We start from the raw sequence: 16,725 nt of genomic DNA, 5'->3' as shown, positions 1-16,725 counted from the left end.
GGGAAAAAATGAAGAAACGTATTTTAATCGTAGGATTAGGGCTAATCGGGAGTTCACTGGCTTTGTGTATCAAAAAAGGGCATCCAAACAGTGAGATTATCGGTTTCGATAATCAAGCGGAGGCAACTGAATTTGCTAAGAAAACGGGTCTAATTGATGAGATAGCTGAATCTTTAACAAGTGGGGCAAGACGAGCAGAGATTATTTTTCTTTGTTCCCCAGTTAAAGCAACTTTAGTACAACTAGAAGAATTAAACCAATTATCACTAGAAACTGCTCTGATCACAGATGTGGGTAGTACCAAGGTGGAAATTAATCAGTTAGCAACAAAGCTTAACATGAAAAATTTTATTGGTGGTCATCCAATGGCTGGTTCACATAAATCCGGCGTAACAGCCGCTGATGAACGTTTGTTTGAAAATGCCTACTATATTTTTACCGATGACCATGGCGAAAAAAACAAACAGATTCAGGAGTTACAAACGTTACTAAAAGGAACGCATGCGAAGTTTATTACGATGCCTGCACAGGAACATGATGAAATTACTGGTGCTCTAAGTCACTTGCCACATATTGTTGCCGCAGCTTTAGTGAACGAAAGTCAGCAACTGAATACCACTTACCCTAGAGCGCAGCAGCTAGCGGCTGGAGGATTCAGAGATATTACTCGAATTGCTTCCTCTGATGCAACGATGTGGACGGATATTTTATTAAGCAATCGCTTAGTATTATTGGACTTACTAGAAAATTGGCAAAAAGAGATGACTACTGTTTGCCAATGGTTAACAGAAAAAAACGCCCCAGCTATTCGTAATTTTTTTGATAAGGCCAGAGAAACACGTGCTCAGTTGCCCATTCATAAAGAAGGCGCAATCCCAGCTTTCTATGATCTGTTTGTTGATGTACCAGATCAACCAGGAATCATTGCTGAAATTACGCAAATTTTAGGCGAAGCGGACCTTTCTCTTACAAATATTAAAATTTTAGAAACGAGAGAAGAAATCTATGGGATTCTTCAATTGTCTTTTAAAAATCAACCAGACTGCCAAGCTGCAAAACAAATTTTATCTAAAAAAACGAACTATACGTGTTACGAAAAATAAGAGGTGATGAGGGTGCAACTACGTACAAATGTGAAACATTTACAAGGGACTCTGATGGTTCCTAGCGACAAATCGATTTCCCATAGAAGTATTATGTTTGGAGCGATTTCTTCTGGAAAAACGACGATTACAAATTTTCTAAGAGGCGAAGATTGTTTAAGTACCTTAGCGGCATTTCGTTCTTTAGGTGTGAACATTGAAGATGACGGGACGACAATCACCGTTGAGGGGCGAGGATTTGCAGGCTTAAAAAAGGCGAAGAATACAATTGATGTTGGAAATTCAGGGACAACAATTCGTCTGATGCTGGGCATTTTAGCTGGCTGTCCCTTTGAAACGCGCCTAGCTGGTGATGCGTCTATTGCCAAACGACCAATGAATCGTGTAATGCTTCCTTTAAACCAAATGGGAGCGGAATGTCAAGGGGTTCAGCAAACGGAGTTTCCGCCAATTTCTATTCGCGGGACTCAAAATTTGCAACCGATTGACTACACAATGCCTGTTGCAAGTGCTCAAGTGAAATCGGCTATTTTATTCGCCGCTTTGCAAGCCGAGGGCACTTCTGTAGTGGTTGAGAAAGAAAAGACACGTGATCATACAGAAGAGATGATTCGACAATTTGGTGGGACACTTGAAGTAGACGGTAAAAAAATTATGTTAACTGGACCGCAACAATTAACAGGTCAAAATGTGGTAGTTCCTGGTGATATCTCTTCTGCAGCTTTCTTTTTAGTTGCGGGTTTAGTAGTCCCAGATAGCGAGATACTTCTGAAAAATGTTGGCTTAAATCAAACGCGGACAGGTATTTTAGATGTGATTAAAAACATGGGTGGTTCCGTCACTATGTTAAATGAAGATGAGGCCAATCACTCTGGCGATTTACTTGTAAAAACGAGTCAATTAACAGCTACAGAAATTGGCGGCGCTATTATCCCACGTTTAATTGATGAGTTACCGATTATTGCTTTGTTAGCTACTCAGGCTACTGGCACGACAATCATTCGAGATGCAGAAGAATTGAAAGTCAAAGAAACCAATCGGATTGATGCAGTAGCGAAAGAATTAACAATTTTAGGCGCCGATATCACACCTACTGATGATGGCTTAATTATACATGGACCAACTTCTTTACATGGTGGAAGAGTTACCAGTTACGGGGATCATCGTATCGGGATGATGTTACAAATTGCTGCATTACTTGTAAAAGAAGGCACTGTTGAATTAGATAAGGCTGAAGCAGTTTCAGTTTCTTATCCAACATTTTTTGATGACTTAGAACGTTTAAGTTGTTAACGAAGGAGGATAACGAACCATGGAAAGCATTGTTTTAATTGGTTTCATGGGTGCGGGTAAAACAACTATCGGCCAAAGTTTGGCCAACAAACTAAAGATGCCTCATCTTGATTTAGATACAGCGTTAATTGAAAAAATAGGACGCTCAATTCCTGACTATTTCGAAAAATATGGTGAAGCAGCTTTCCGAAAACAGGAAACCCAACTTTTAAAGGAGCTGTCAAAAAATACAGCCATCCTTTCAACTGGGGGCGGGATTGTTGTCAGACCAGAAAATCGTAGCTTATTAAAATCTTTTCAGCAAGTGATTTATTTATATGCGACACCAGAAGAGCTGTTAAAAAGAATCGCAGAAGATACTGAAAACCAGCGGCCCTTAGCTATAGAACGTTCTTCAAAAGAAATCATTACTTTATTTGAGTCTCGTAAAAGTTTTTACGAAGAATGTGCGAAGATGACAATTGATACGACCAATCGCTCGCCAGAAGAAATTATCAATGAAATTCTGCAACAATTAAAGGAGTAGAGAAACGATGAAAGTTGGTTATTTAGGTCCGATTGGTTCCTTTACGTACAGTGCAACGTTGGCTGCTTTTCCTGATGCTACGTTGATACCGTACGCATCGATTCCAGCTTGCTTGAAAGCAATTGAACAGCAAGAAGTGGCATGCAGCATTATTCCAATAGAAAACACGATTGAAGGAACAGTTAACGCATCGATAGATTATTTGTATCATCAAGCGCAGTTACCTGTCCAAGCAGAGTTGGTTTTACCGATTCAACAACAATTAATGGTGGCAAAAGAGAATCAATCGATCTGGCAACAAAGTCAGAAAATTTTATCACATCCGCAAGCATTAGCTCAATCGCAGATGTTTCTAGCAAAAAACTTTCCAGAAGCGATTTTAGAACCAACGCCTTCAACAGCTTACGCCGCCAAATACATTGCAGAACATCCAGAATTGCCTTTTGCAGCTATTGCACCAAAACTTTCTGCGGAAATGTATGATTTGACCATTGTTGAAAAAAATATACAAGATTTATCGGTAAATCAAACCCGATTTTGGGTTCTTGGTTCTGAAAATTTAGCGATTTCTTTCCCGCTATCTGAGAAAAAAATAACGTTGGCGATTACGATGCCAAGTAATGTTCCTGGCTCTTTACACAAAGCATTAAGCGTGTTTAGTTGGCGAGGGATTAATCTTAGCAAAATAGAATCGCGGCCGTTGAAAACAAAGCTCGGAGAGTACTTCTTTTTAATGGACTTAGTGAATGATCAACCAGAAAAATTAATTGAAGCAGCTTTAACAGAACTGGAACTCATTGGCGCAGAAATAAAAATTTTAGGGGATTACCCGATCTATGTTTTGTCCACACTTTAAAGAGTTAAAAATGAAAATGAAGCTTACTTATTAGATAAAGTGAGTTTCATTTTTTATTAAATTACATATTTGTAATAGGAATTTCCTGCGAAATGAGGTATCCTAAGAAAGGTGATAAAACACAGAGGTAAAGGAGTGACACGATGAGTCGTGTAGATCGTTATAAACATATTCATGAAAAATCGAGACCAGCAGAGCATAAAAAGACCTTTAATCCCCGAAAATCAATGGGTGAACATAGAGAAGAAGAACCAGAAGAACTAGCTGAAAGCCTTCAAGAGCCAGTTTACGAAGACAGCTATACTGAGGACAGTCGCAGAAGTGAGAGGCGACATCAAACAGATTCAGGTGGTGGCAACGGTTCTGACCAACCACCCCGCGGAAAAAAAGACAAGAAACCAAAAAAGAAACGTAAAAAATCAAAAACAAAACGCTTTTTCAAATGGCTAGTGATCCTATTGATTCTGTTATTTGCTTATAGTACAGTCATGTTTTTAAAAGGAAAATCTGCAGCAGAACATGATGACTCGTTGCCTCAAGAAAAAGTAGAAACATTTAATGGTGTCAAAAGTAGCAACGGAGCTAAGAATATTTTAATTCTTGGCAGCGATACACGTGGGGAAGATGCTGGACGAGCCGACACAATAATGGTTCTCCAACTAAATGGACCATCAAAAAAACCGAAATTAATTTCATTTATGCGTGATACATTCGTGGACATTCCTGGTGTCGGGCCGAATAAAATTAATGCCGCATACGCTTATGGCGGTGCTGAATTGGTTCGTGAAACGTTAAAACAAAACTTTAATTTAGATACGAAATATTATGCTAAGGTAGATTTCCAATCATTTGAAAAAATTGTTGACTCTATGTTTCCAAAAGGTGTCAAAATCGATGCAGAAAAATCACTGAATTTAGATGGCGTTGATATTGAAAAAGGGCAACAGGTCATGGATGGACATGTCTTACTTCAATACGCTCGCTTTAGGATGGATGAAGAAGGCGACTTTGGTCGGGTTCGTCGCCAACAACAAGTTATGTCAGCTGTAATGAGCCAAATGAAAAACCCAATGGCTTTATTAAGAACCCCAGAATCACTTGGGAAATTAGTCGGCTATATGTCGACAGATGTGCCTGTTAGTTTCATGTTAACGAACGGACCATCATTGCTGATTAAAGGAAAAGCAGGGGTTGAGTCATTATCGGTTCCGGTACCAGATTCTTGGAATTTTGGTGAATCCTCTTATGCAGGCAGTATTTTAGAAGTAGATGAACAAAAAAATGCTGACGCCATCGAAAAATTCCTGAACGAATAAGGAAAGCATTTTAAAATATCCTTTTTTATGCTATATTAGAAACAACGTGGAAAATTAGTGAAACGAGGTTACAAAATGAAAATTGCTATTGTGACAGATAGTACAGCTTATTTACCCGAGCGCATTAAAGATCATCCGAATCTTTTTGTAATTCCCATCCCAGTCATTTTAGATGGAAAAATATACAACGAAGGCATTGACATTGAAGCAGATGAATATTATGCATTGCTAAATAATAGTAAAGAATTTCCGACGACTTCACAACCTGCTTTAGGAGAAGTGTTAGAGCTTTACAAATCAATCGCTGAACAAGGGTACGACACCATCATCAGCATTCATCTTTCTTCAGGAATCTCTGGTTTTGTTCATACATTGCACGGACTTACTGATGAAATCCCAGGCGTTGCTTTGTATCCATATGACTCAAAAATTACAAGTATGCCAATGGGACACATGGTAGAAGCTGCTTTAGATTTAACAGAAGAAAAAGCCAGCTTAGAAGAAATTTTTGCCAAATTAGATTTAATTCGTGACAATACGTATGCATATCTAATTGTAGAAGATCTGAACAACTTAGTTCGTGGCGGTCGCTTAACGAATGGCGCAGCGTTGATTGCTGGACTATTGAAGATTAAACCTATCTTGACTTTTGAAGATGGAAAGATTGTATTATTTGAAAAAATCCGTTCAACAAAGAAAGCTTTTGCTCGTGCAGAAAAGATTATTGGTGAACGAAACGCAGGGATTGAAGCGCCAGTTAAACTGTACGTGATTCATGCCAATAACCGCATCGTTGCTGAAAAAGAACAAGCAAAATTACAAAAGCTATACCCAAATGCAGAAATTGAAATCGGTCATTTTGGTCCAGTTATTGGGACCCATCTAGGGGAAAAAGCAATTGGTTTAGCGATTTCAGCTCAATAATAAAAGATGAGACAAAAGTAAACTACTTCTGTCTCATCTTTTATTCTATTATTTTGTCGTTTGCTGCTGTTACTCAGCCGAATACTTTTTGTTTATAAGAAAATGTAAAATTACTCCTTTTTATTAGAAAATATCTTGCAAATTAAGCAATTCCTTACAAAGTAATGTATACTAAGGAAGAGGAGGCGGTTAAATGAAAAGAAATATAGCCTTGTTGCAAAGCGAAAAAATGAAAAAAGTTCAAGCTTTAGCAAACTACTACCAAGAATCAATTGACTTACCGCCTGGAAAAAACCGTGAGGCGGTTATCAAAAAGATTAATGAATCAAAAAAAGAAATTAAAGAAATAAATGATATATTAACAGATATTCAAAAGAAAAAGAAATAAAGGAGTCGTTTGTGATTATCGATGGATTTACGTTATTGCTATTTTTATTTGTCGTCGTTATGTATGGTTACTTTTACTTCGTACGTAAAAGTATTGTAATTCCGGCTGCAAAACATCCTACAACAAAATATTTAGTTGCTTTTTTTAGTTTAATGATTCTGGCCAATGCATTTTCGGCAGGAGATAAAATTGAAATGATTCGAAGTGTGTTATATATTTTGATTATCTTCAGTTTTCTTTACGATGCAAGAGGTTTTGCGGAGGACTGTATTATTACGCATCCTTTTGACAATCGGGGCACGGCCTTTAAAGATATCGAAAAGATTGTCCTTGTTCAAAAGCCAAACGGTATTCGTTTAGGGTATTTAAAAAAAGGCAGAAGAGGGGTGGTTTTACGCTTTTCTGCGCCACTAGAAGAAATAGTTCTTTTTCTTTCAACACGGATGAATGAAGAGGCAGAAATTGATATTATTGTTAATGAAGATTAACCATGTTCAGCTCCTAGAAATCAGCTTTTCTCGCGTTAAGTTTTGTCTGAATTTCTTTTAAAAAAAAGAAAGCAATTTTGCTTGTACTTTTGGTAAAATTTGTTATAATTAGTCAGATTAAATTTTGGAAGGAAGTTGTTTCGGTGAGTGAAGAATTTGAAAAGTGTGTCGCTGACTTGAAAAAGAAATATCAAGCAATCCCTGAAGAAAAACGACAACACTTTGCAGAACGTATGCAAAAGAAAAATTTCTTACGCTACAAAAAAATTGAATTAATTAAAGGAGAACTTCTTCGTTTAGAAGCACGACGCGCTCAATTGGAACTTTGCGAACGCAGTTCTGAGTTAGAAGAAGTCGAAAAGAAAATTATTCTTAAAAAGAAAAAATTACTTAAATGTTTTGATCGGTAAGTCAATAAAAATTTAATATAGAAGGGAATGATAGGATGGAATTTACCTTTCTAATCATTGTTTTTGCACTGTCTATTACCTTCTCAAACATATTCAACCGGATTGTTCCCGTCATTCCGCTGCCAATTGTGCAAATTATTGTAGGCGTTCTAATTGGTTTAACTAAAATGGGGCAGGAAATTGAATTTGAGCCTGAAGTGTTTTTAGTAATGATTATTGCACCGCTTTTATTTAGAGAAGGGGAGCTAATCAATCTGAAAGCAATGATGAAAAATTTCGGGATGATTCTTTTCTTGGCCTTTTTTGGTGTGTTAATTACCTTAGTTGGAGTCGGCTGGACCCTGCATATGATTTTGCCTACTTTACCATTAGCTGCTTGCTTCGCTTTTGGGGCGGCTTTAGGGCCAACGGATGCGGTGGCGGTAGGTTCGTTATCAGGACGAATTGACATTCCTGAACGTTCGATGAACATTTTATCTGGTGAAGGGCTCATTAACGATGCATCAGGCGTTACAGCCTTTCAATTTGCATTAGCGGCTTTATTAACGGGTTCATTTTCGCCGGTGGAAGCGGCAGGGACCTTGGTTATTTCCAGCATTGGTGGAGCGGTAGTCGGAATCGTGTTAGTTCTATTAAAACAGCAAATTGTTCATTTACTTGAAACTGCAGTGGCAAAAGATGTTACAGGCTACTTGTTGATTGAATTACTCTTGCCATTTATTGCTTATTTAATTTCAGAGTTGATTGGCGTTTCTGGAATTATTGCTGCTGTGATTGCTGGAATTATGCAAGCGTCTAGTTTGAAAAAAGTTTCGCTTTTTGAAGCAGAGCTGTCAAATGTTGGCGAAAGTATTTGGAGTATGATTGAGTTCACTTTAAATGCCTTAGTTTTCTTATTCTTAGGAATTGAACTTTCTCAAGTGTTTTCGCCAATTTGGATTGACCAACAATATTCAAACTGGTTCCTACTAATGGTTGTTCTAATTATTAGCGCCGTTGTCTTTTTGATTCGTTTCTTAGCCATTTTCAGTGTTTACACGCTTCAACATGGCCTTAAAAAAGTTAAAAACGCAATGAATGAAATGCTGATTTTAACTTTTGGCGGTGTTAAAGGAACAGTGAGTTTAGCCACCATCTTTATTTTGCCAACAGCGATTAACGGCGAGCATTTTAAAGAACGACCGTTATTACTATTCATTACGGCTTGTGTTATTTTGGTGACTCTGATTGGCGGGATTCTAGTTTTACCATTTTTAACTGATTCAGAGACGGAAGTGGAAAATGAAGAGTCAGTCGAAATTGATTTATTACGTGATGTCATTGATGTCTTAAAACAGCAAAATGAAGAGAATCCTCGTGGTGAAATGAATGCGGTCATTGAAAATTATCAAGATCGTTTAAAAGAATTGTATACCGAGCAGCTAAGTGCAGAACGAAAACAAGAAGTGCAAGAGTTGCGGACGTTAATTGTGTCCATTGAACGAGACGGCTTAGAAGAAAGTCTGAAACAAGGAGAAATTAGTGTCAGAAGTTATCGTATGTATCAACGCTTGATTACACGGATGCAACGGTCGATTGCCAAACAATTATTATCGATTGTAGGCTTTTGGTTATTATTTGCTCGACAAATCATTTCGATTCTTTTACATCCTAAGCTATTTTTCAATCGTGGTGAAGCTTCTGAAGAAGAAAAAGAATTACGAAATGAAGAACTAGAAAATATTCGCCAAGTTTTTCTAAGAAATTCTCAAGTTATTCTGAAGAGTTTAGATAATTTGCGCGGTGTCTATGATGATGATTTAATTGATTTCTTCATTGACGGACGCTTGGATTTAGCCCATAAGTTTGAAAAAGGCGAATTTATTGATTCGTATATTGTTCATACGGAGACAAACTATGTCAAAGACCTATTATTAGGCTTCCAAGAAGAACGACGGATGATTGATCATTACGAACAATCTGAACGCATTTCAATTATCGAAGCGAACGAATTACGAAAAAATGTCAATTTATTAGAGAGTTATTCGATTAGCGGCGAAGTGAATAACGTTCCGCTGAAACGATTTGTTAAAAATTTTAATAAAGAATAAGTAATAGTGTATGAGATAGATGAGTTGGTATCTCCTTCAAAATTTAAAAATCCTATAGCTAAATTTTAAGTACAGACTAAAAACCACTGTAAAATTTTTTATTTTAAAGAATTTTTACGGTGGTTTTTTCTTTATAATAATTATACATTTAATTAAAAATAATAACAAAATCCATTAATAGATATAATTTTTAATAAAATAAATATTTTAATGATTACTCGCAACGTTTGTTTATATTTCTTGATATATGCCTAAAACGTTATTTAATAACAATTTTTAATATTTCGTTAAAAAAACCCTTTATTTATGTGGTGTTTGTGTGTACAATTAATTATTTTAATAATAAATATACGATTAAAAAGGAGTGGTGAAAATGGTAGGGACAGTTGCGGTAACTCCAGAACAACTTAAGAGTCAAGCTAAAGTTTACGCACAAGCCTCGAATCAAATTAACGATGCAATTCGCAAAGTTAATTCAATGAATCAACAAATTTCGCAACAATGGAAAGGCGAAGCATTTCAAGCGTACTTGGAACAATATAATCAATTAGAGGGTAACGTGAAAAAAATGGAAGAATTACTTATTAGCATCAATCAACAATTGAACAAATACGCTGATACTGTCGCACAACGAGATCAACAGGATGCACATTCATTTGGTTTTTAAATAATTATAGTTGTTGGAGGGGAAAATGAATAATCATTTAAAGAAAAAAGCTTATCGAAACACACCAGCTTTTGTGATGTTAGCATGGGGTTCGTTTCTGTTCTTTGTGGTATTAATTTTGGTGGGACTTTATACATTAAAGGAGCCTTTAATGGTAAAGGGATATTATTTAATGGGATCGGTAGGGTTAATTTCTTCTTCATTCACTTTATCTAAAGTCATTAGAGATAATCAAGAAGATGAAGAAAGATATAATCAGATGTTTCGAGCACATGAAGAATCAGAAGAGTAAGAAATTTCTTCTGATTTTTAATGAATTGAAAGGGCATTCTTTTGAATGCTCTTTTTATATAATAATTAAAGGAGGAAGTTGATTGTAAAAATCGCATCCAATCAAGGCGCTGCCCAAAAGGCAATTGTCGGGATCAAGAGTGTATCTGTGAATAAAAATCAAATATGTCATTTAGGAGAAAGCAATATTTCAAGCATGAAAAAAGGGGTTAAAGTCAGTAATCAACTGCTCAATCAATTAGCAAAAGTAGTCAATGGTGTCAACGCACAAGCCAATAAATTCCCCAAATTAGCGGCAACGATGGCGGCTAGAGATAGCCAAACAACGTTTAAATAAGGAGAAACGATGGAAAAGGATACGAATGAAAAATTAAGAAGGAACTACGCGGAACAGATTGTCGAAAAAGAACGAGCAATGGATCAATTGTCGAAGGAAAAGAAGCAAATCCAAACCATTTTTGGTACACTAGAGTCTGAACTAACTAGAAATTTTCGCGAACTTGAGCAACTCAACGCAGAAGTGATTCATAAAGGAGGTAAGTCGACGCGTTGGGAGCAAGAGGAGCTCTCTGGAAAACAACGCTATTTAAGGGGCTTTTTACAACAACAGACACATGAATTAAGTCAAAGATACACAAAAGCAACCGCACAATCGAATGAAGAACGACTACAGCTCCAAAGAGAAAGGAGTCGGTTGTCATGGGATTAATCTACTCCAGTAGCGATTCTTCAGCAATGATGCGCGCGCTGTCCAGCAACCTAGCAGTTGCCCGAACAACCACCAGTGAGCTAACAGCAGGTTGTCAGCAACTAATCGCAGCTATCGACGGTCATACATTGTCTGGTGCTGCCTATAATGCGGGAAAAGGGCTATTTTCAGAATTAGTGATTCCGACGATTCATCGAATGACTGCCGCCGTTGATAATGTCCAAAGTGATTTGGCCAAATACAGCGCTGCGGATGCGTTTATTGCCAGTGAAGGTTTTTTAGATGAAGACAAACTCAAATTGAAAATAAAAATCATGAAAGCCAACCAACAATTATTGCACGATTCTGCTAGGGCAGTCGCCACGCTAGCCCATAGTCAGCCGATTCCAGGAATTTATGAACTCTTACAAAATGCCCAACGGACCTTTATTAAGATGGCAGAAAGCATGCAACAGGACGTTGATAAGCTCCACAAGCAAATACAAAAGCTCAATGAGTTTGACCGACAAACCAAAAACCTGTTCGCCACTAGCTTAGAGGAAATGCAGTTGGCGATGCAAAGCATCTTAGTCCTAAATGAAACAACTGTCAAAAGCAACGGCCTCTACACCTTGCCAAGTGGTGTTGATAAAAGTTACTTTACGGAAATCAAAAAAGATACTAAAAATGAAGTCACTGACAAACAGCTGTTAGCGGGTTGTACCATTCTTTATGTTCATGATAAAAAGAACGGTTTCAATTATTACATGCTAGAAAAGGACGGCTATTCCTACCGAATAGACGAGAAAAAATTATCAGGAAACTTGGCTTCTCTAGTAAAAAAATATGACTTAGATGTCTTGGGATTGACCCCGAAAGAATTGACAACACGGGTCAATAACCAACAGAAAAAAGGCTATAATTACTTTGAAAAAGATGACAGAGTTTTGGGATTAGGTCTCCTGTCAAAAGGCCAAGGAGTTATGGATGAAATCCAAGAGTCAGGTGTGTGGGATTCCTTGTGGATGTTAGGAATGGGCATTGCGTCGGTAAGGAATGCGCAGACCTTTTCTAACGGAGTTAAAGGAACGGATAACGCTGCTTTAAGAGGAAGCAAAAACGGAAAGACTTATGTGTTAGATAAGCCTAAAAGTACTGGGAATGTGACTTATAAGAAAGCCAGTGGGGCTGTGGATGATGTATCTTGGAGTTTAAATAAAAATGGAGCAACTATAAACGGACGTAAGTATTCTGGACATGTTTTAGAAAGAATGGCTCCCGACACACCAGATATTCGAGCTCAATTGCATACTAGAGCACAAGAAATTGCCAAAGGTAAAGGATACGTTCCAGGAACAAGAGAATATAGCGATTTTATAAAAAAATATGTACAGCCAAGAAATGTTCCCCCATCAGTTATTGAGGACGCTATAACAAATGGTGTGAAAATATCAGGAAACCAAATAAATACATGGAAATTTGAAACTGGTGATGTTACAGTTATAATTAATGATTTAGGTGATGTAATTACAGTAATACCTAAATAAAGGAGATTGAAAAAATGAAATATGATGAATTAGACTTGATGGAACTATTTCTATCTGAAAGCGAAAGTCTGACTGATAATGTAGGTGATGGCAATATAACGTACAAAATTAGTAAAGGTGATTTTACTTTAAAAATCTTTATAAGAACATATGAAAACCAAGTTAGTGTATTTTTGACTTACAAAGAAAAAGATATTTTTTATGGAGATTTTGATAATGTTACTGAATTGAGAAAGGAAGATATGTATTTGAGAGTTTTAAGAGAGAATAGTCCAATCGCCAGTCTTTGTTTTGGTACAATGCTTTCTATAAGTATTGAAAATCAATAATTGGATTACTAAAGAAAAAAGGCACTTTAATATCTGATTGGCTTCGGTTAGTAAAGCCTTGTCTAGTAAGCTATAACTCACTAATCAAGTTGCCAATAACTACCAAAAGCTAACTGTATATTCATTAAAAATAACTAGAGTGGTTGTGGTTTGAATTAACTGTAATCACTCTATTTAGAGTAAATATAAAATCTAAAATCATGAAAGCCAACCAACAATTATTGCACGATTCTGCTAGGGCAGTCGCCACACTAGCCCATAGTCAGCCGATTCCAGGAATTTATGAACTCTTAAAAAATGCCCAACGGACCTTTATTAAGATGGCTGATAGTATGCAGCAGGACATTGATAAGCTCCACAAGCAAATTCAAAAGCTCAATGAGTTTGACCGACAAACCAAAAACTTATTCGCCACTAGCTTAGAAGAAATGCAGTTGGCGATGCAAGGCATCTTAGTCCTGAATGAAACAACTGTAACTTTTGGGATGGACTGTTATCCTATGAAATCTTATCTGAAAAGAGCATTTCAGAAATGATTAAAAAACATGCAGGAAATGAAAAAGAACATTATGGACTTGGAATTTGGTTGGTAAATCCAACAAAAAATCATACGCATATTTATATTGAAGGTTGTGATCCCGGTGTTTCCTGTATTTCACTGTTCAATCCTTTGGGAAAAGATATATACACAGTTTTTAGTAATTATGAAGACAATGTTTGGGAGCTTGCTCGAGGCTATTTATCAAGAAAATAAAGAACATACAGAACCTTGGACAAAGCGGGTTTGAATTTTTGTCCAAAGTTAAGGTTCGCTACATATGAAATTCTCTCTTGACGAAGATTATTCTGAACGTCTATAATTTATTTTTTTGGTAGCCGCATACGCTGATTTTTGATACAATAAGCAAGACCAAAATAGAAGGAGTTGGTAGTGTCGGTGAAAGAATTAAAAGTAACAGATTTAACCAAAACATATGGGGAAAAAACACTATTTGATCATCTTTCTTTTTTGATTCATGAAAAAGATCGCATTGGTTTAATTGGGATTAACGGCACAGGGAAAACCAGTTTATTAAATATTATTGCTGGCGTAGATAGCGGTGATGGTGATCTTGCTGCAATTCAGCAGCCAAGTGATTATCAAATTGGGTACCTTTCCCAGAATCAAACATTTGACGAGAATATTACGATTGCAGAAGCCGTGTTTCAGGGAGACAGCCCGATCATAAAAGCGGTCAAAAATTATGAATTAGCGTTAGCTGCTTTAAGTGAGAATGGTTTAGACGAAGGGGTTCAAAGACGTTACACGCAAGCAGAAGAAGCCATGAATAAACAAGATGCTTGGACAGCAGATACCAATGCAAAAATTATTTTACAAAAATTAGGTATTCCCACATTGGAAAAGAAAATAGGTGAGCTTTCTGGTGGGCAGTTAAAACGAGTAAGCTTGGCGCAAGTCTTAATTGAAGCGCCTGATTTACTGTTATTGGATGAACCAACGAACCATCTGGATTATGAAACGATTGAATGGCTGGAAAACTTTTTAAATAACTATCGTGGCGCGGTTTTAATGGTGACCCATGACCGCTACTTTTTAGATCGAGTAACCAATCGGATTTTCGAACTTTCTTTTGGAAAACTGTATGAATACAAAGGAAACTATGAAATGTATGTAATGGAAAAAGCCGAACGTGAACGTGTCGCTGTAGAACAAGAAGAAAAAAGAAAACGCCTCTTCAAACAAGAACTTGCGTGGATGCGAGCAGGCGTTCAAGCACGAGGAACGAAACAGCAAGCAAGAATTGATCGGTTTCAGGATTTAAAAGAAAACTTGCATCAGGTACAAACCAATGGCACCTTAGAAGCAGACTTTGCCACGCAGCGTTTAGGGAAAAAAGTTCTGGAAATCAAGGAAGGAAATTATGCCATTGATCATAAACAGCTTTTGAAAGACTTTAATTTACTCATTCAAGCAAACGATCGAATTGGCATTACTGGTAAAAACGGTGCAGGCAAATCCACGTTATTAAATATTTTAGCTGGCCGCATTCCTTTAGAGAGTGGCCTATATAGTATCGGTGAAACCGTCCGAATTGGCTATTATACCCAGCAAAACGAAGAAATGGATCCTAATCAACGGATGATTGCTTATTTGCAAGAAGCAGCAGAAGAAGTGAAACGCAGTGATGGAAGCAGCGTTGGGGTCGCTGAAATGTTAGAGCGCTTTTTATTTCCTCGTTTTATGCACGGGACACTGATTGGCAAACTGTCTGGTGGAGAAAAACGCCGGTTATATCTCTTAAAATTATTAATTAGTCAGCCTAACGTGTTATTATTGGATGAGCCAACCAACGATTTGGACATTGATACGTTGACCATTTTAGAAGATTATATTCAAACGTTCAAAGGAGCGGTAATTGCGGTTTCTCATGACCGTTATTTCTTGGATAAAACAATGGATAAATTGTTAGTTTTTCAAGGAAATGCTCAGATCCTATCATTTTATGGCACAATGAGTGAATATTTGGCGAACCAAAAAGAACAAGAAAAGGTCAAAGAAAAACCGCTCAATAAACCAGTAAAAGAAGCATCGACAGAAAAGAAAGAAAAAACAAAGCTGACTTATATGGAACAAAAAGAGTGGGCAACAATTGAAGAAGACATCACACAATTAGAAACGAAATTAGAAACATTAACTGAAGAAATGAATCATCAGGGTGATGATTTTGTTCGTTTACAAGAATTGCAAGAAGCAGTAACAGCAACGGAACAATTGTTAGAAGAAAAAATGAATCGTTGGGAATACTTGAGTGAATACGCGGATTAAGAGACGGAGGGAATAAGATGGAAGAAGCATACTTAGCGCTAGGAAAAAAGATTTTAGAAGAAGGTCATTTTAAAGAAGACCGTACAGGAACTGGTACGTATAGTTTATTTGGCTATCAAATGCGTTTTGATTTGGCCAAAGGATTTCCCTTACTAACAACCAAACGAGTACCGTTTGGCTTGATTAGAAGTGAGTTATTGTGGTTTTTAAAAGGCGACACGAATATTCGTTATTTGTTAGAGCGAAATAATCATATTTGGGATGAATGGGCGTTTGAACGTTACGTAAAAAGCGCAGATTATCAAGGACCAGACATGACGGATTTTGGGCATCGTGTCTTACAAGATCCAGCGTTTGCAGAACAATACAAAGAAGAACATCAAAAATTCTGTGACGCCATTTTAAATGATGCAGAGTTTGCAGAAAAATATGGTGAATTAGGGAATATTTATGGTGCGCAATGGCGTCACTGGGAAACCAAAGATGGTAGCTTTATCGATCAATTAGCTAATGTGATTGAAATGATTAAAACCAATCCTGATTCTCGCCGTTTAATTGTTTCCGCTTGGAATCCAGAAGATGTGCCTTCAATGGCGTTGCCGCCTTGTCACACTATGTTTCAATTTTATGTAAATGAAGGAAAATTAAGCTGTCAACTTTATCAGCGCAGTGCCGATGTTTTTTTAGGTGTTCCTTTTAACATTGCAAGCTATGCTTTATTGACACATCTGATTGCGCATGAAACAGGTTTAGAAGTGGGGGAGTTTGTACACACGCTAGGAGATGCCCACTTATATCAAAATCATGTGGAACAAATGCAAGAACAATTATCACGAGAAGTTCGTTCTTTCCCAACGCTCGTTTTGAATCCAGACAAGGCTTCTGTTTTTGATTTTGATATGGAAGATATTAAAGTAGAAGGCTATGACCCACATCCAACGATTAAAGCGCCGATTGCCGTATAAAAAAGGAGAGAGAAGCT

The 16,725-nt window shown here is 37.1% G+C and carries 20 protein-coding genes; all 20 read left to right on the top strand.

Annotated features, from left to right (window positions below):
* Positions 1–8: 8 nt before the first annotated feature.
* The 20 genes from IGI97_RS07520 to IGI97_RS07425 all read left to right on the top strand — a co-directional run bounded on the left by IGI97_RS07520 (position 9) and on the right by IGI97_RS07425 (position 16,708).
* Positions 9–1,103 carry a prephenate dehydrogenase gene (locus IGI97_RS07520; protein ID WP_438738331.1) on the top strand — a complete coding sequence of 365 codons (1,095 nt, stop codon included), beginning with the start codon at positions 9–11 and terminating at the stop codon, positions 1,101–1,103.
* Positions 1,104–1,157: 54 nt separating this feature from the next.
* Positions 1,158–2,396 carry a 3-phosphoshikimate 1-carboxyvinyltransferase gene (gene aroA, locus IGI97_RS07515; protein ID WP_438738795.1) on the top strand — a complete coding sequence of 413 codons (1,239 nt, stop codon included), beginning with the start codon at positions 1,158–1,160 and terminating at the stop codon, positions 2,394–2,396.
* A 19-nt stretch (positions 2,397–2,415) separates the two neighbouring features.
* Positions 2,416–2,922, top strand: a complete 507-nt coding sequence (locus IGI97_RS07510) for a shikimate kinase (RefSeq protein WP_438738329.1) — start codon at positions 2,416–2,418, stop codon at positions 2,920–2,922.
* Between the two features lie 7 nt (positions 2,923–2,929).
* Positions 2,930–3,778: a prephenate dehydratase gene (pheA, locus tag IGI97_RS07505; protein ID WP_438738327.1), complete on the top strand. Its 849-nt coding sequence runs from the start codon at positions 2,930–2,932 to the stop codon at positions 3,776–3,778.
* 143 nt (positions 3,779–3,921) lie between these two features.
* Positions 3,922–5,094 carry an LCP family protein gene (locus tag IGI97_RS07500; RefSeq protein ID WP_438738325.1) on the top strand — a complete coding sequence of 391 codons (1,173 nt, stop codon included), beginning with the start codon at positions 3,922–3,924 and terminating at the stop codon, positions 5,092–5,094.
* A 75-nt stretch (positions 5,095–5,169) separates the two neighbouring features.
* On the top strand, positions 5,170–6,018 hold the full coding sequence (locus IGI97_RS07495) for a DegV family protein (protein WP_002382324.1): 849 nt from the start codon (positions 5,170–5,172) through the stop codon (positions 6,016–6,018).
* A gap of 193 nt (positions 6,019–6,211) precedes the next feature.
* Complete coding sequence (locus IGI97_RS07490) at positions 6,212–6,406, top strand: hypothetical protein (protein WP_002357574.1); 195 nt, start codon at positions 6,212–6,214, stop codon at positions 6,404–6,406.
* Positions 6,407–6,417: 11 nt separating this feature from the next.
* Positions 6,418–6,894, top strand: a complete 477-nt coding sequence (locus IGI97_RS07485; protein WP_002365662.1) for a hypothetical protein — start codon at positions 6,418–6,420, stop codon at positions 6,892–6,894.
* 77 nt (positions 6,895–6,971) lie between these two features.
* Positions 6,972–7,304, top strand: a complete 333-nt coding sequence (locus IGI97_RS07480; protein WP_002357572.1) for an ACP phosphodiesterase — start codon at positions 6,972–6,974, stop codon at positions 7,302–7,304.
* A 35-nt stretch (positions 7,305–7,339) separates the two neighbouring features.
* On the top strand, positions 7,340–9,394 hold the full coding sequence (locus IGI97_RS07475; RefSeq protein ID WP_438738323.1) for a cation:proton antiporter: 2,055 nt from the start codon (positions 7,340–7,342) through the stop codon (positions 9,392–9,394).
* 373 nt (positions 9,395–9,767) lie between these two features.
* The gene (locus IGI97_RS07470; RefSeq protein WP_010824652.1) at positions 9,768–10,061 is read left to right on the top strand and encodes a WXG100 family type VII secretion target; all 294 of its coding nucleotides are present in this window, start codon (positions 9,768–9,770) and stop codon (positions 10,059–10,061) included.
* Positions 10,062–10,086: 25 nt separating this feature from the next.
* On the top strand, positions 10,087–10,353 hold the full coding sequence (locus IGI97_RS07465) for a YiaA/YiaB family inner membrane protein (protein ID WP_010828797.1): 267 nt from the start codon (positions 10,087–10,089) through the stop codon (positions 10,351–10,353).
* A gap of 81 nt (positions 10,354–10,434) precedes the next feature.
* Positions 10,435–10,689: a hypothetical protein gene (locus tag IGI97_RS07460; RefSeq protein WP_438738793.1), complete on the top strand. Its 255-nt coding sequence runs from the start codon at positions 10,435–10,437 to the stop codon at positions 10,687–10,689.
* 9 nt (positions 10,690–10,698) lie between these two features.
* The gene (locus IGI97_RS07455; protein WP_002354889.1) at positions 10,699–11,061 is read left to right on the top strand and encodes a hypothetical protein; all 363 of its coding nucleotides are present in this window, start codon (positions 10,699–10,701) and stop codon (positions 11,059–11,061) included.
* A complete protein-coding gene (locus IGI97_RS07450; protein WP_438738321.1) occupies positions 11,052–12,587 on the top strand; it encodes a T7SS effector LXG polymorphic toxin in 1,536 nt (511 codons plus the stop codon). The genes IGI97_RS07455 and IGI97_RS07450 overlap by 10 nt, the downstream gene beginning before the upstream one ends.
* Positions 12,588–12,601: 14 nt before the next feature.
* Positions 12,602–12,916 (top strand): hypothetical protein, encoded by a 315-nt coding sequence (locus tag IGI97_RS07445; RefSeq protein WP_016626674.1) that lies wholly within the window; start codon positions 12,602–12,604, stop codon positions 12,914–12,916.
* A gap of 200 nt (positions 12,917–13,116) precedes the next feature.
* Positions 13,117–13,452 carry a hypothetical protein gene (locus IGI97_RS07440; RefSeq protein ID WP_438738317.1) on the top strand — a complete coding sequence of 112 codons (336 nt, stop codon included), beginning with the start codon at positions 13,117–13,119 and terminating at the stop codon, positions 13,450–13,452.
* Positions 13,449–13,670, top strand: a complete 222-nt coding sequence (locus IGI97_RS07435) for a hypothetical protein (protein WP_010828804.1) — start codon at positions 13,449–13,451, stop codon at positions 13,668–13,670. Before IGI97_RS07440 ends, IGI97_RS07435 begins: the two co-directional genes overlap by 4 nt.
* Before the next feature lie 183 nt (positions 13,671–13,853).
* A complete protein-coding gene (locus tag IGI97_RS07430) occupies positions 13,854–15,743 on the top strand; it encodes an ABC-F family ATP-binding cassette domain-containing protein (RefSeq protein ID WP_016627101.1) in 1,890 nt (629 codons plus the stop codon).
* A 17-nt stretch (positions 15,744–15,760) separates the two neighbouring features.
* Entirely contained in the window at positions 15,761–16,708 is a 948-nt protein-coding gene (locus IGI97_RS07425; RefSeq protein WP_438738315.1) for a thymidylate synthase, read from the top strand.
* Positions 16,709–16,725: the final 17 nt, after the last annotated feature.

Origin of the sequence: Enterococcus sp. DIV2419 (assembly GCF_051711865.1) — a bacterium.
GTDB classification, from domain to species: domain Bacteria; phylum Bacillota; class Bacilli; order Lactobacillales; family Enterococcaceae; genus Enterococcus; species Enterococcus faecalis.
The sequence above is the reverse complement of the archived record's forward strand: the minus strand, read 5'-3'. Positions and strand labels throughout refer to the sequence as shown.